Genomic DNA, 13555 nt, shown 5'->3' with positions numbered 1-13555 from the left:
TTACCCGTGCTTGTCCGGCAGCCAGTGCAGCTCGTGCGCCAGGGTTCTGGCGACGGCACGGATGCGGCGGTGCAGCGGCGACAGCTCGCGTGGGAGGACCAGGTGGATGGTCAGGCTGGGCGCGCCCCGCAGCGGTCGCCAGGTGAGACCGGCCGGTGATGCCGTGACCGCGGCTTCTCCGGCCGGGGCGAGGGTGACCCCGTCGCGCAGGTCGCGCTGAGACATGTCGAAAGAGACCGCGGGCGTGTGGAACCGCGGGTGTGGTCGGGTGTCCCGGAACAGTGCGGACAGCTGATCGTGGATCACGGGGTTGGTCGCACGCTCCGGGAGTCGCAGCGGATACGCGGCCGCGTCGGCGATCTCGATCTCCGGGTGTTCGGCCAGCGGATGGTGCTGCGCCAGCTGAACCCCGACGCGCTGACGCCGCAGCAGGAACCGGCGCACGCCACGGCCCGGCTGTTCACCGCGGGTGATCCCGGCATCGATGCGGCCGTCGGCGACCGCGGGGGAGATCTCCGGTGTCGCCATCGGGACCGCGCCGACCTCGAGTCCGCTGTTGCCGCGAATCAGCCTGTCCACCAGCGCCGGTGCCGTCTCGGCCCCGGCGCTGAGGCTGTATCCGATGCGCAGCGTGCCCAGTTCACCGGCCGCCGCGCTCCGGGCGGTGTCCCATGCCCGGTCCAGCGCCGCCAGCGCGGGTGGCGCGGACTCCGCCAAAGCCGCACCGGCCGTGGTCAATACGACGCTGCGCGTGTTGCGGACCAGCAGGGCCGTACCGAGTTCAGCCTCCAATCGGCGTATCCGGGCGCTGAGTGCGGGCTGTGCGATACCGATCCGTGCGGCCGCGCGGGTGAAGTTCAACTCCTGCGCCAGCACCAGGAAGTACCGCAGGCTCACCGTATCCGGCGCCACGTGCCCTCCCCGCCGATTGATAACGATCCGTTCTGAGTCTATCCCGTACCGATCTTTCCCTCGACCGCACATCAAGCCCTAACCTGCGCATATGACGATTCCGCTGACCGCATTGCCCGTCGCCGGGATCGATCGATTGAGTGTCAATTCGAAGTCGGACGTGTCCGGCCGAACACAGGAGGTTTCCATGGCTAAGGGTTACTGGGTCAGTGTCTACCCCGCCATTTCCGACCCTGAAAGCCTGACTGCCTACAACAAGCTGGCCCGTCCGGCTGTCCAGGCCGGGGGCGGGCGCACCCTGTCTCGTGGCGGTCGAGTCGTCGCCCACGAGGCCGGAATCACGCAACGCGTCGTTCTGGTCGAGTTCGACAGCTTTGAACTGGCCGTCGCGGCATACGAGAGCGAGGCATACCAGAAGGCGCTGGTGGCCCTCCCCGACGGCGTCCAGCGCGACTTCCGCATCGTCGAAGGCATCGACTGACCGGCGGGCCCAGCCACCGCGGAGCATCCGTCACCTGATACGCACACGGTGCCGAACGACGACTCACGAGACGAGTTGTAGTAGCCCAGGGGCGCGCCTCATGCACGCCCGGAACACGTGATCAAGCGCCGACTCGGCCGCCGTCCAGGGCTCCGGGCCGCAGGACCGGCAGCCCGGCCCGCAACCGGTCCAGGAACTCGTCGACGTCCAGGCGACGGTCCTCCGCGTCGACGACCTCGGGCACGAACGCCTCGACGATGCTGTCCCCGACGGCGAAGTCTGCGTCGTCGTCGTCATCGTCGTAATTGTTCACCCAGCGCCCGCCGGGGGCGTACACGTCCATGGCGTGGTCGTAGTCGATCACCCAGGGGGTGTCGACGATCCCGGTCCGCAAGGAGCCGTGGTTGTACCAGCCGTAGACCAGGTGGGTGAAGGCGCCGTCGTGGATGTAGATCTCCGCTTCGCCGCCCTCCAAGGTCTCGGCCTCGGTGTGACCGCCGACGTACAGGCCGGGCCGGTCGTCATAGAGCGCGATCGGGCCGTTGACCGTCAGATTGCCGGTGACCACGATCAACTCGACGTCGCCGCCGCGCAGTTCGTTGATGGCGTCCAGGAAATCCCCGTCGAGGGTGAGGTCGCCGTCGAAGAACAGCACCTCGGCGTAGCCAGGTGACGCTCCCGCACCCTCGAACACCGCGGACAACGCGCCACCCAGGCGGGCATCGGCATCGGCATAGGACAGGGACGCGGGGATGGCGGATATCGGCATGGGGAAGATCATAGGTCCGTGTACAGACAATCCGGCACGTCAGAGGCCCTATGGTCATGATGATTGCATCAGGGTTGGTCATCACCTTGCAGCAGTACTGTGGCGGCCGTTGTGCCGGCTTTCACCACGACCACCATCGCGGCGGTGCCGACGGCGATCCTGGCCCTGTTCCTCAAGACCGATCGCAGGATGGAGGGCGCGCCGGTTCACGTCGGCCGGCCTCGACCAGACGGCTACGGGCCCCCGCCTCGTGGCGGGGGCCGTACTGCTATCCAGGGGTGATCGTGAGGGTGAGGCGGCCGGCCGTCTTCGTCTTCACGGTGAGGACGCGCCTGCCGGCGTCCCAGGTGGCCTCGCCGATGGAAGCCTGCCCACCATTGGGGAAGTCGCGTGCGGGCAGATAGATCTCGGTCGGGCCGGTCTGGTTGGCGTCGAAGACCAAGGTCAGCGCGCGGGACTTCTCGTCGTAGGTGACGCTCACCGGCACCCCGCCGACCGCCCTGGGGTACGGCCGGGCCATCGCGGCGACCAGCGGCCCCGGCTTCCCCTTGTCGTCGTAGGGGCCCCAGGGTCCGGGGTCGCGTGACCAGTACGCGCGGCCCATGTTCACCTGGTCGGTGAGCCCGAGCACCCGCTTGACCAGGTCGGGGGAGCCCGGCCGGGACATGTCCAGCCCGAACTCGCCCAGCACCACAGGGCCGCCCACGCGTTCGGCGGTGCGTAGCATGTTGTCCCGCCACCAGCCCAGTGTGCGATCGGTCCACCGACGGGAACCGGCCGTGTAGTCATCTCCCAGGTCGAGCGGGAGCGGATAGAGGTGCGGAGCCAGGCCGATGCGCGGCTGGCCGTCGCGTGGGTCGTCGAAGTGCGGCAGGGCCGACGGCAAACCCCAGTTGACGCCCACGGCCTGGGGCTCGAGGAAGATCCAGCCGTCGGGGTCGACCGACCTGATCTCCGCGATCGACCTGCGGTAGAGGGTGGCCAGCGGGCCGGTTTCGAACTGGGCGCCCTGGATCGAGCCGCCCCAGGGCTCGTTCATCAGGTCGTAGCCGATGACGGCGGGGTCGTCCTTGAACCTGGCAGCCACCGCCTTCCACGCCTTGGCGTAGTGGTCCATCAGTTCGGGGTGGTCACCGGTGGTGTTCCAGAAGTGGTCGAAGGCCCGTATGACGCCGGGTTCCAAGTAGTACATCTCCCAGGTGGGCTGGTCGGTGCTGACCGGGAGGCCGTCGAGGTGTGTGGCCCACCCGGGCGCGCCGTTGCCCGCGCCTCTACCGGGGGTGATGTCGCTGCCCCACAGGTCCTGGTGCATGTCCAGCATCACGTGGTAGCCACGCTTGGCGTACCAGGCGACGCGCTCAGCCACCTTGTCCAGATATTTCGTGTCATAGGTGCCGGGGGTGGGCTCGAGCGTGCGCCACTGGATCAGAAAGCGGACGAAGTTCGTCCCCATGTCCCGGTATTCACGGTCGAGGTCCGCCTCGGTGAACGTCGGCAGGCCGTCAGGCGTGCTCTTGGCGCTGCTGGCCGTGTTGAAGCCGTGCAGGAGCAGCACCCTGCCCTGATCGTCCGTGACGAACCGGGCGACGGGCTTCGGGGTGGGTCTGGTCGCCGCGGCGACGCCGCCCCCGGCCAGGACAGCGAGCACGGCGACGGCCGTGATGAGCCGAGCACTCTTCATATGAACTCCGGTCACCGGGAACGGGGGTCTTCCGCCAGAATCGCGGTCGCGGCTAGCCTGCCGAACATGAGCATTAGTCGCAATAGCCTCCCCGCGATCGTCACGCTCGCGATCGTCCTGGCCTTCGGACTGTTGGGGAGCGCGCTGGTCACCCGGATGGGCTACCTGGCCGTGCCGTCCGCGCTCGGCCTGCCGTACGGGCTGCCGGGTCTGCGTGTGGTGCCGCTGGGGGAGACGACCTGGCTCGTCACGCTCGCCGACAGCGTCCTCGCCTTGGTGCTGGTCGTCATGGTGGCCCAGGCTCGGGGTGGCTTCTGGCGCACGTGGGGGGCGTTCGTGCTGGGGGCGGTGATCGTGAACCTGTTGCGAGCGGTCGTGCTGTCCCAGATCGCTTCGGCGGGCCTGGGGGCATACGCCGGACATCTTGTGGGCGGGCTGATCGCGGGCCTGCTCTGGGGGATCGCGCTGGGCTGGCTCGCCGGGCTGGCCGCCCTCCCGCGTCGGCAGCGGGAGCGCGCCACCGCGGGCATGCCCTCGGCTGGGTGAGCACTATCGGGGATCGAGTCATGCCGGAATCCGGAGGTCTTGGGAAAGACAAGCACCTTGACGGCGGGTACCGCGGTGGCGGCGCATCGGTACGACGGTTGTCGGTGAGAAGGATCATGGTCGGCAGCCGACGCTTGCGGTCCGGGTCGCGGTTCGCCGCGGGGGAACTGTGTCGGGGCCGCCGGTCGCCACGCTTGGCGGCAGGGGTCACGCGAGCGCCTGCCGGGGGCTGACCGGCTCACGCGCCGCCCTCCCGGACCGGCCACGACGAGGGCCGCAGCTCGGGAACACAAGAGGAAATCCTTCGGCAAGGAATAACGGACCCGTCGTGACGGAACTCGACTACAACAGCACGGGCTGGAGGTACCGCCAGGTGCCGCCCGCGACCGACGTTCCCCTGTTCTACGAGCGGGGCTTCGACGACAGTGAGTGGCAGACGGGTCAGGCAGGCTTCGGCACCGCCAGCGGCTGCTCGTTCAACACTCCCGAGAACGTCAAGACGCCATGGGCGCGCAACACCGACATCCTGGTGCGCCACTGGCTCCATCTCCCGCGCAACGCACAGCAGGTCCGTATCCAAGGAACGATAGACAACGACGCCCAGGTCTATCTGAACGGCCACCTCGTGCAATCGGTCAGGAGCGGCTACTGCAGGACCGGAGCCATCGACGTCGTCGTCCCGGCGGAGTACCTGGAGTGCTGCAACCTGCTCGCCATCCGTGGACACGACTATGGAGGCTCGACCTACCTGAACGTCCGGGTGACGTACGTGAAGCCCCCTCAGGTGTGACGCTCACGTCGCCGCCGAGCGCGGCGGTGACCGCGCCGACGCCCCTGTCCTCAATGTCGTCGCCTACCCGGCGACGGGTGGTGGAAGAACGTCGGCAACCGGTATGCCGTCGACATGGCGCTCAGCTCTCGATGGCCGAGAACCGAGCGGTGTACGGCGGCAGGACCGGGCCTGCGACGCTCACCCCGGGCGTCGGTCGGAACATGGCCTTATCCCGCCGAGCCACGGGCGCCGATCGCGGCGGCGTGGGCGACGGGCACGGTGATCGCTGCGCTGACGGTGATGGCTGAGGCCGGCATGACCGGCCCCTGACCGCGCCGGCGCACGGCGGGACAGACCGCCGGCGATGCCGAGGGGCCGGGTACGCGCTGAACAAGATCAAGCCAACTGTTGGTGCGACCGCACGTGTCGCGTGCCGCCACGTGCCCTCGACGGGCGAGGCTGCCGTCCGGCGCCGGCGCCGTTCACCCGGCCCGGTGGATGAAGGCAGTTCTCCGCGACGAGAGGAACACCACGATGAGGCACATCCAAGGGATGTGTTACCCGGTCGCCGCCCTCGCGGCGGTGGCCCTTCCGCTGACACTGTTCGGCGCGGTCCCGGCCGACGCCGCGCCTGCCGTCACCGCCCCGGCGGTTCTGCGGGTCGCGCCGGATCCCGCTTCCTGCCCCGACCAGGTGTCGCTGGTCAACGGCGGTTTCGAGCAGCCGGTCGTCAGCCGCGGGACGTGGGCCTTGTTCCCCGACGCCTCACAGACCGGCACGCCGAGCCACGTGCCCGGCTGGCTCACCACCGCCACCGACCACATGATCGAGCTGTGGGCCAGCCCGCCGAACCCGACCAACACCCCGCCCAAGGAGGGCAGGCAACTCGCCGAGCTGAACGCCAACCAGGTCTCGACCCTGTACCAGGACCGCGCGACCACCCCGGGGACGAAGCTGTACTGGCGGCTATCCCACCGCGGCCGCCTGGGGGTCGACACGATGGCCGTGGACATCGGCGCTCCGGCGGCCCCGGTGCAACAGCAGGTCATGTCGGACGGCACCGGGAACTGGGGCACCTACTCCGGCACCTACATCGTGCCCGCGGGCCAGACGACCACCAGGTTCGCCTTCCGTTCCGTCTCGGCGGCCGGAGGGAACCGCGCCATCGGCAACCTGCTCGATGACATCTCCTTCGCGACCGCGCCATGCGTCGTCCTCAGCAAGACCGCGAGCCCGCGGGGGCCGGTCGACGTCGGCGACGTGATCACCTACCGCCTCACCGCGGTCAACAAGGGCGGCGCCACGGCGGAGAACGTGCGCCTCTCCGACACCGTCCCGGCGGGGACCACCTTCGTGCCCGGCTCGCTCCGGGTGGTCGACGGCCCGGGCAGCGGGGACAAGACCGATCAGGCGGGCGACGACCAGGGCGCGTTCGACGCCGCGGCCGGCAAGGTCTCCTTCACCTTGGGGAACGGCGCCACCGCCGCGGCCGGGGGCTCGCTGCCCAACGCCGCAAGTCTGCCCGGCGGCACCACCGTGGAGTTCAAGGTCAAGGTCGGTCGGGACGCAGCGGGCGGGAAGGTGACCAACCGGGGGACGGTCGGCTACGAGAACCGGCTCGGTCCGGAGCCGGAGCAGCTGACCTCTGCCAGCGGCGACGCCGTTACCGAGGTCAACCCGGCCGTGGACCTGAGTGTGGTCAAGTCCGCCGACGCGACCAGGGTGACCGTGGGCCAGACCGTCATCTACCGCGTCACCGTACGCAACGCCGGCCCGAACGACGCGACGGGGGTCACGGTCAAGGACGTGCTGCCGGCCAACCTCGCCTTCGTGTCGGCCACGGCCTCCGACGGGGCCTACGCGCCGGCGAGCGGGATATGGACGGTCGGTTCCCTGGCCAGTGGCGCCTCGGCCACGTTGACCGTCCATGCCAAGGCCACAGCGATCGGCGAGACGACCAACGCGGCCACCGCCGACGGCAAGGAGCTGGATCTCGATCCCGCCAACGACTCTGACAGCGTCAAGATCTGCGTCGACCCCGAACCTTTCTGCCCGTACTGCGTCAAGGGAACCGGGCAGGCCGCGAAGAGCTAGCAACTTGACGCCGGTCGACGCATTCGACCGGAACGCGGCCCTGGCACTGATGGCGTCCTGGGGAGATCGTTGAACCCAGGACGCCCGGCGCCGTCGTGGGCCAGCGCCCCATCCAGCAGCTGGCCCACGACTGTCGCATGTGTCAGTCACCATGCGATCGCGGAGCCGGACACGCCGCAGCCGTCAGGACGGGTGTGAGAAGGGCCCGTTGGCCGAGGTCGAACCCGGCGTCCACCCGGCCCCGGGTCGGGCGCGGTGAACTGATCCAGTGCTGGGGGCCTGCATGTCGATGCTCACCAGCTCTTTGGGCCCGTGGGTGGGGCGGCCACCGTCTTGTCCGCAGATCAAAGCGATATGATCTTGTCAGGTGCGAGCGGCGAAACTCGTCCATGAACTCCTGCCAGAGCGCGGGGCCGCCTTGGTCGAGCAGCTCGGCGCGACTGGCATCGCTGCTCGATCTGGACGAGGGCCGCCATAGGGCATGGCTCAGCTGTTCACCCGGGCGGGTCTTCGATCGCGTACGGCCGCCTGAAGTCGACCTGGCAAGCCCCTGACTGCTCTCCCCTCAGTCGGCCAGGTAGGAGATCGAGCGAACTTCGTAGCCGGCGCTCCGGGAGCCGCGTACGTGCATCAGCATCGCACCGCCCTCATAGGAGTAGGCGCACGAGTAACCCTGCGGCTCCTTGCTGCAGCCCTGGAAGAAGTGGGTGACGCCGCGCGGGTCGTACTTGACCTCGAACAGCTTCTGCACCGTGGCGGAGGTGGCGACCTCCAGGCCGCCGTACTTGTCGCCCCGCTTCCAGGCGGCGAAGAGATGCTTGGCCACGGTGGGCGGCTCGGTGATGTGCCGCGACAGGTAGACCTTGGTGACCTTCGAGCCGGTGACCACCATCGCGATGCCGTCAAGCCCGCCGGGCACGCGCACGCTTGTGTGCACGAACCGGCACACGTTGCCGGAGCAGCCGTCGAAGCGATCGGGCGCGCGGTAGACATAAGTGAAGATCGTCTTGACCGCAGCGGGGGTGGCTGCCTTCGCCGCGGCCACGCGGTCGGCGGCCAGCCAGGCGCGGAACAGCTTGTTCGCCACCTTGCCGGGCGCGGGTGTCCCGGCCGAGACGGGAGCGGCGAAGGCGGGGCCGGCGGAGGCGAGCGTCAGTGTCGCAGCCGCAGTGAGAGCGGCGCCGAGGACCAGTCGTTTGAACACGCTGCGACACTAAGGGCGGCGCCTTGCGCAGGGATTGAGCCCGGCTTGCAGTGCTCCGGGCGGCTTGCGGCGGTTGCGATCACCCGGCTCGGACGCGCTGATGATGTGGCTCAGCATGGCGTTGAGTCCGGCGAGATCACACGTGCGGATCGAGCGCCGCCACCCGGATCTCCACGTCGTCGATCGCGGCGTGGCCGACGCCGGCCAACGCCGTATTCACCGGCCTGTGGCTGACCACGGCTCGGACGCCGCGGGCTATCCCGGGCGGCGTCCCCATGCCGAGATCAGCGGCGCGAGGGTGAGGTCGAGCTCGCCGGCATCGATGGCGGCCAGGTGCGCGTCGATCTCGGCGTCGTCGGCCAACCCAGCGGCGAGCAACTCGGCGCGGACCATGCGCACCGTCGCGGCCTCCAGCTGGTCGCAGGCTACCCCGCCGACCGGGAAACAGCCGGTCGCCGTGACATCGACCAGGCCGGCCGCGCGCAACGCCCGCGGCAGCGTGCGGCCGTAGCGGAGGTCGGCGCCGCGGCGGGTCATCAACTCCCGGACGGCGCGCCGCAGCCGGTTGGCGCGCTGCTGTGCCGGGCCAACCTCATCAAGGCAGGCCAGCGGCTGCAGCTCGGTATCGGCGTCCTCGACCAGCAGCCAGCCACCGGGGCGCAGCGCCGCCACCATCGTCGCCAACGCGCGGGCACGGTCGGGCACGTGGACGAGCACGAGCCGGGCGTGTACCAGGTCGAACGTGCCTGGCTGCGGCGGCGGGGCCCCGACGATGTCGTGCTGGAGCACCTCGTACCCGCCGTGCGGGTCCAACCAGGCCGGATTGATGTCCGTGGCCAGCGCGTAACCGGTGGGCCCGACGGCCGTGGCGAGTGCCTCGGGAATGCTGGGGCCTCCGGCGCCGACTTCCCAGCAGCGCCAGCCCGCCTTCAGTCCGAGCCGGTCGAAGTGCCCTAGTGTGACGCCGTCGAACAGCTCGGCCAGCCAGGTGAACCGCTCGCCCGCCTCCACCCGGGCGTTGTCGAGCAAGTAGCGGTGACCCGGGGCGGACCCAGGGGTGCGCGGCGACGGGGGGCCGGACCCCGCGCCGGCAGTATTCACCGCCCCGCCTGAGGTTGTGTCCGGCTCGGACGCGTGGGCGGCGAGGGGCTGCGATGAACTCATGCCTACATCCTCACGACCTCCCGCGTGCTGTGTCAGCGCGACATGGAATGAGACCAGACCTCTCTTCGACAGCGCTCACCGCTCGTCGATGCCGCGCTGAGCGATCGCGGCCCCAACAGAGTGTCGGTACCGGGTGCTTGGGTGGGGGCATGCGTTATGGCATCGACGTCGCGATCCTCGGTGACCTAGCGGAGCCGGCACACCTGGTCACCCTCGCCTGCGAGGCCGAGGCCGCCGGGTGGGACGCCGTGCTGGTGTGGGACCATCTGGCCTTCGCCTGGGGCATGCCATCGGCCGACCCGTGGGTGACGTTGGCCGCGGCGGCGCAGGCGACTTCGCGGATCAGGCTGGGCACGGCGGTGACGGCCGTGGCCCGGCACCGTCCGGAGAGGCTGGCCCAGACGGTTGCGACGCTCGACAGGCTGAGCGGCGGCCGCGCGATCTTGGGCGCTGGGCTGGGCGGCGTGAGGCAGGAGTTCACCGCCTTCGGCTCTGCGCGTCCCGGCGGGGTCGTGCTCGACGAGGCGCTCGACGTGATGGTCGCGCTCTGGTCCGGCGAGGAGGTGCACCACCGGGGCGCTCACTACACCGTTGATGGGGTGCGGCTCGCGGCGCTGCCCCTCCAGCGGCCCCGGGTCCCGGTGTGGGTCGGCGGCACGGCTCCGGGCGCCCTTCGGCGTGCCGCGCGCTGGGACGGCTGGATCGTCGCTGGCGACGACCGGGAGGGCCGCATGACGCTCTCGGCCGGCTCCCTGGCCGCTCAGGTCAGTGAGCTGCGCCGGCACCGGGCTACTGCGGGTGACCTCGAGGTGGCGGTCATCGGGGTGAGCGAGCCCGGCTCGTCGGTGCGGGACTACGCCGAGGCGGGCGCCACGTGGTGGCTGGAACATCTCCACAGCTACCGGGGGTCGGTGGAACGACTGGTGCAGCGCGTCAAGGCGGGCCCGCCCGCGTGAAGCACCTGCGGCGCGGACATGGCTCAGGACAGCTCGATGCTCAGGCTCCTGGCGTCCCAGGGCGGCGGGGAGGATGTGGATGACCGTGGATGGACGGGCCCTCGTCCAGATCGAGCAGTGGCCCGCTCGCATCCTGGCTCTGAATCCTCAGCGCGATCACCGCTCGGCGCGCTCGGCCTGGTGCTGAACGCCGCGCGGTGCTGTGGACCACCCGCTACCTGAACGTGCTGGGCCGCTACAGCTTCCGCGGCTCGACCCCGGCAGGCGGCGTGCTTCGGCCCCTGCGCGACCCGGCCGAGGCCTCCCAGAAAGACGGCGAGGACGCCGAGGGCTGACCCGGACACCGGTGCGCCGGTCAGCACCGCGGCCCGGCGTCGTCGCCGTGCTCACCGGCCTCCCGTCCGGTCCGTGCCTCAGCTGCCGCGCGCGCAGTCGGCGGCGGCCTTCGCCTCGGCCGGGCTCTGGGCCGGTCGAGGGCTTCCTCGTCCGGGGTGCAGCAGGCGGTGGTACCGCAGCAGGCCTCCGATGCGCTGCCGGCGCTCCTTTCTCCGCGGTGGTGAGGGTCCGCCCGCGATGGCGGCTGTGCGGAACGACAGTGATAGAGATTCAGGGTGACAACGACACTCGAGTTCCCCGTTCTGCTGCGACTGATCGACGAACGGTCGACTGCCTTCCGCGCCGCGGTCGCCTCCGCGCCCAGCCTCGACGTACAGGTGCCGACCTGCCCCGAGTGGACGCTGTTCGATCTGGCGCAGCACATCGGCGAGGGGCGCCGCGACTGGGCCGTCACTGTCGCGGCAGGGCCTGCTCCGGCCAAGTCCGCGGCGCAGGGCGCCCCGGCTGCGCCTCGGGAGCGCGAGGCCCTGCTGGCCTGGTTGGCGGAGTCCACGGAGCACCTGCTGGACGCATTGCGGAAGGCCGGCCCGGATCGCGGTTGCTGGACGTGGTGGGAGGCGTCGCAGTCGCCGCAGACCTCCGGTGCCGTAGCTCGGCACCAGCTCCAGCAGATGGCGGTGCACACGTACGACGCCCAGATCACCATAGGTGCCCCGCAGCCGCTGCCGGTCGAGGTGGCGCTGGACGGTGTCGACGAGTTCCTGTCCACCTGCGTCGCAACGACGAGTGCCTGGCCGCACAAGCCCGCTGCCATCGACTTCCACGCCTCCGAGGGGCGTTCCTGGCGGCTCTCGCTCTCCGCCGACGGCGCACGGACCGCCCGCCTCCCCGGGGCCGGCACCATGCCGGCCACCGCTGCCGGCCAGGACCCGAACGCGGCCGCCGCCTTCTTCTCCGCTCGGGGCACGGCCGGCGAGCTGGTCTTCATCCTGCACGACCGTATCCCGATCGACTCCCTGGAGCTCGACGGCGACCGACGTATCTTCGAGCAGCTCAGTGCCTGGGACCCGGCCGAGTAGGACGTGACGATGCCTCCCGCCAACGGCTGCAACCACGCCGTGGCGGCCTCCGGGCCGCGGGGGAGCAGACCGTCACGGCTGCGAAGCGGCTGACCAAGGCGGCGGCACACGCGTCCGGGTCGCGCGGCGGGCGTAGGGGTGCCGCCCGCCGGCTGGGTGGGGGTGAAGCTGGAGCGGCCCAGGACGCTGAGGTTCTTGTGCTTGAGCGGGGACAGCGTTGGTGGCGCTGCTGGTCGCTGAGGCGTGCCCAGGGGCGGGTGCCGATCGTCGCGATCAGTGCGGGCCCCTCGCCGAGGTACTGCCACTTCAGTCGCATTGAGGTGGCGACGCGGGGCGCGGACCGCTCTCGTCGGAGTCGGGGCGATCGGTGCCTACCGCGCGCAACAGCAGCTCGTGGAGGGTTGCGCGCTCCTTGGGGCTGAGCGCGTGGAGCATCGTGTCCTCAACTCTCGCGAGTCGCGCCTGAGCCGCCTTCAGTGCCGTCTCGCCGCCTTCGGAGAGTTCGACGATGTGCCTTCGGCGGTCGGCCGGGTCGCGACGGCGGATCGTCAGCCCACGCTCCTCGAGTTCGTTGAGGAGTCCGACGACGTTGCTCGGATCAAGGCCGAGCATCTCCCCGACCGCCTGCTGGCTCATGGCCCCGCGTTGGCTCAGCAGGTTGAGCGCGATGACCTGCCGGTGGCGAAGACCGCCGGGCTCGATCGACGCGTCGACGGCACGCCGTCCCATGCGTGCAAGGTGGGCGATCAGCGGCATGGACAGGCTCTCGAAGGTCGTCCGCGTGCTTTCCATCCGGCAAGCGTATCCTCGTCCATAATGATCGGTGCTTCGGAAATGATTGGTACTTTGCAATGATTGGGGATACACTCACGATCTGTTGATCACAACCCGGAGGCGCGGATGTCCAAGCTGAAGATCATCGTGGGAACCACTCGCCTGACCAGGGCGGCGGACAGGGTGGCGCCCTGGGTGGCGTCCGTCGCTGCCGACCACGGAAGCTTCGATGTCGAGGTGCTGGACCTGCGAGACTGGCCGCTGCCGTTCTTCTCCGAGCATTTCGGCACCCTGGGCGACATCAACGACCCGACGTACTCCGAGCCGGTCGTGAAGGCATGGAACCGGAAGATCAAGGACGCGGATGCCTACATCGTCGTGACAGGCGAGTACAACCACAGCCTCCCGGGTGTCCTGAAGAACGCCATCGACTCGGCCTGGGCGTCCTTCGCGTTCCGCAATAAGCCGGTCGCCGTCGTCGGCTACAGCGCCGGCATCGGCGGGGGGATACGGGCGATCGAGCACCTCGCCCAGATCGTGGTGGAGACAGAGGCCGTGCCGCTTCGCAACACGGTCGTGATCCCGTTCGTCAACGACGCGTTCGATGACGCCGGTCGGCCGACGAGCCCCCTGGCGAACGTGGGACTCGATGTCGTACTCGATGATCTGGCGTGGTGGTCGGTCGCACTGGAGCAAGCCCGCGCAGCCGGGGAGTTGCTGCCGGGCCGGATCCGGCTGCGCACCGCGATGCTCGACGCGGACGCCGCCAAGGAGTCAGCGGCGTGAC

The 13555-nt window shown here is 69.9% G+C and carries 14 protein-coding genes; 8 read left to right on the top strand and 6 right to left on the bottom strand.

What is annotated here, in order from left to right; translation table 11 throughout:
- Entirely contained in the window at positions 1 to 912 is a 912-nt protein-coding gene (locus tag HTZ77_RS30125) for a LysR family transcriptional regulator (protein ID WP_175593102.1), read from the bottom strand.
- 91 nt (positions 913 to 1003) lie between these two features.
- Here HTZ77_RS30125 and HTZ77_RS30120 point away from each other — a divergent pair, with 91 nt between their 5' ends.
- On the top strand, positions 1004 to 1393 hold the full coding sequence (locus tag HTZ77_RS30120) for a DUF1330 domain-containing protein (RefSeq protein WP_235995402.1): 390 nt from the start codon (positions 1004 to 1006) through the stop codon (positions 1391 to 1393).
- Between the two features lie 121 nt (positions 1394 to 1514).
- Here HTZ77_RS30120 and HTZ77_RS30115 read toward each other — a convergent pair whose 3' ends face one another.
- Positions 1515 to 2162 (bottom strand): hypothetical protein, encoded by a 648-nt coding sequence (locus tag HTZ77_RS30115; RefSeq protein ID WP_205303910.1) that lies wholly within the window; start codon positions 2160 to 2162, stop codon positions 1515 to 1517.
- A gap of 268 nt (positions 2163 to 2430) precedes the next feature.
- Positions 2431 to 3843, bottom strand: a complete 1413-nt coding sequence (locus HTZ77_RS30110; protein WP_175593101.1) for a cellulase family glycosylhydrolase — start codon at positions 3841 to 3843, stop codon at positions 2431 to 2433.
- A gap of 66 nt (positions 3844 to 3909) precedes the next feature.
- Here HTZ77_RS30110 and HTZ77_RS30105 point away from each other — a divergent pair, with 66 nt between their 5' ends.
- The 3 genes from HTZ77_RS30105 to HTZ77_RS30095 all read left to right on the top strand — a co-directional run bounded on the left by HTZ77_RS30105 (position 3910) and on the right by HTZ77_RS30095 (position 7255).
- Positions 3910 to 4389, top strand: coding sequence for a hypothetical protein (locus tag HTZ77_RS30105; RefSeq protein ID WP_175593100.1), 480 nt, complete (start codon positions 3910 to 3912; stop codon positions 4387 to 4389).
- A gap of 328 nt (positions 4390 to 4717) precedes the next feature.
- Positions 4718 to 5179, top strand: a complete 462-nt coding sequence (locus HTZ77_RS30100) for a hypothetical protein (protein WP_175593099.1) — start codon at positions 4718 to 4720, stop codon at positions 5177 to 5179.
- 516 nt (positions 5180 to 5695) lie between these two features.
- A complete protein-coding gene (locus HTZ77_RS30095; protein ID WP_205303908.1) occupies positions 5696 to 7255 on the top strand; it encodes a DUF7507 domain-containing protein in 1560 nt (519 codons plus the stop codon).
- Positions 7256 to 7820: 565 nt separating this feature from the next.
- On the opposite strand, the gene HTZ77_RS30090 is transcribed toward HTZ77_RS30095, so the two are convergent.
- Complete coding sequence (locus HTZ77_RS30090; RefSeq protein ID WP_175593098.1) at positions 7821 to 8459, bottom strand: hypothetical protein; 639 nt, start codon at positions 8457 to 8459, stop codon at positions 7821 to 7823.
- 255 nt (positions 8460 to 8714) lie between these two features.
- Positions 8715 to 9488 (bottom strand): methyltransferase domain-containing protein, encoded by a 774-nt coding sequence (locus HTZ77_RS30085; RefSeq protein ID WP_205303906.1) that lies wholly within the window; start codon positions 9486 to 9488, stop codon positions 8715 to 8717.
- A gap of 284 nt (positions 9489 to 9772) precedes the next feature.
- Between HTZ77_RS30085 and HTZ77_RS30080 the strand changes: the two genes are divergently transcribed.
- From HTZ77_RS30080 to HTZ77_RS30070, 3 genes are all read left to right on the top strand, one after another.
- Positions 9773 to 10579, top strand: a complete 807-nt coding sequence (locus HTZ77_RS30080; RefSeq protein WP_175593097.1) for an LLM class flavin-dependent oxidoreductase — start codon at positions 9773 to 9775, stop codon at positions 10577 to 10579.
- Between the two features lie 197 nt (positions 10580 to 10776).
- On the top strand, positions 10777 to 10914 hold the full coding sequence (locus HTZ77_RS30075; protein ID WP_175593096.1) for a hypothetical protein: 138 nt from the start codon (positions 10777 to 10779) through the stop codon (positions 10912 to 10914).
- Between the two features lie 276 nt (positions 10915 to 11190).
- Positions 11191 to 11994, top strand: a complete 804-nt coding sequence (locus tag HTZ77_RS30070) for a maleylpyruvate isomerase N-terminal domain-containing protein (RefSeq protein ID WP_175593095.1) — start codon at positions 11191 to 11193, stop codon at positions 11992 to 11994.
- A 306-nt stretch (positions 11995 to 12300) separates the two neighbouring features.
- Here the strand turns inward: HTZ77_RS30070 and HTZ77_RS30065 are convergent, their stop codons facing one another.
- Positions 12301 to 12786 (bottom strand): MarR family winged helix-turn-helix transcriptional regulator, encoded by a 486-nt coding sequence (locus HTZ77_RS30065; protein WP_175593094.1) that lies wholly within the window; start codon positions 12784 to 12786, stop codon positions 12301 to 12303.
- 108 nt (positions 12787 to 12894) lie between these two features.
- Here HTZ77_RS30065 and HTZ77_RS30060 point away from each other — a divergent pair, with 108 nt between their 5' ends.
- On the top strand, positions 12895 to 13554 hold the full coding sequence (locus tag HTZ77_RS30060; protein ID WP_175593093.1) for an NADPH-dependent FMN reductase: 660 nt from the start codon (positions 12895 to 12897) through the stop codon (positions 13552 to 13554).
- Position 13555 lies beyond the last annotated feature (1 nt).

This window comes from Nonomuraea montanisoli (genome assembly GCF_013363975.1).
GTDB classification, from domain to species: Bacteria; Actinomycetota; Actinomycetes; order Streptosporangiales; family Streptosporangiaceae; genus Nonomuraea; species Nonomuraea montanisoli.
The sequence above is the reverse complement of the archived record's forward strand: the minus strand, read 5'-3'. Positions and strand labels throughout refer to the sequence as shown.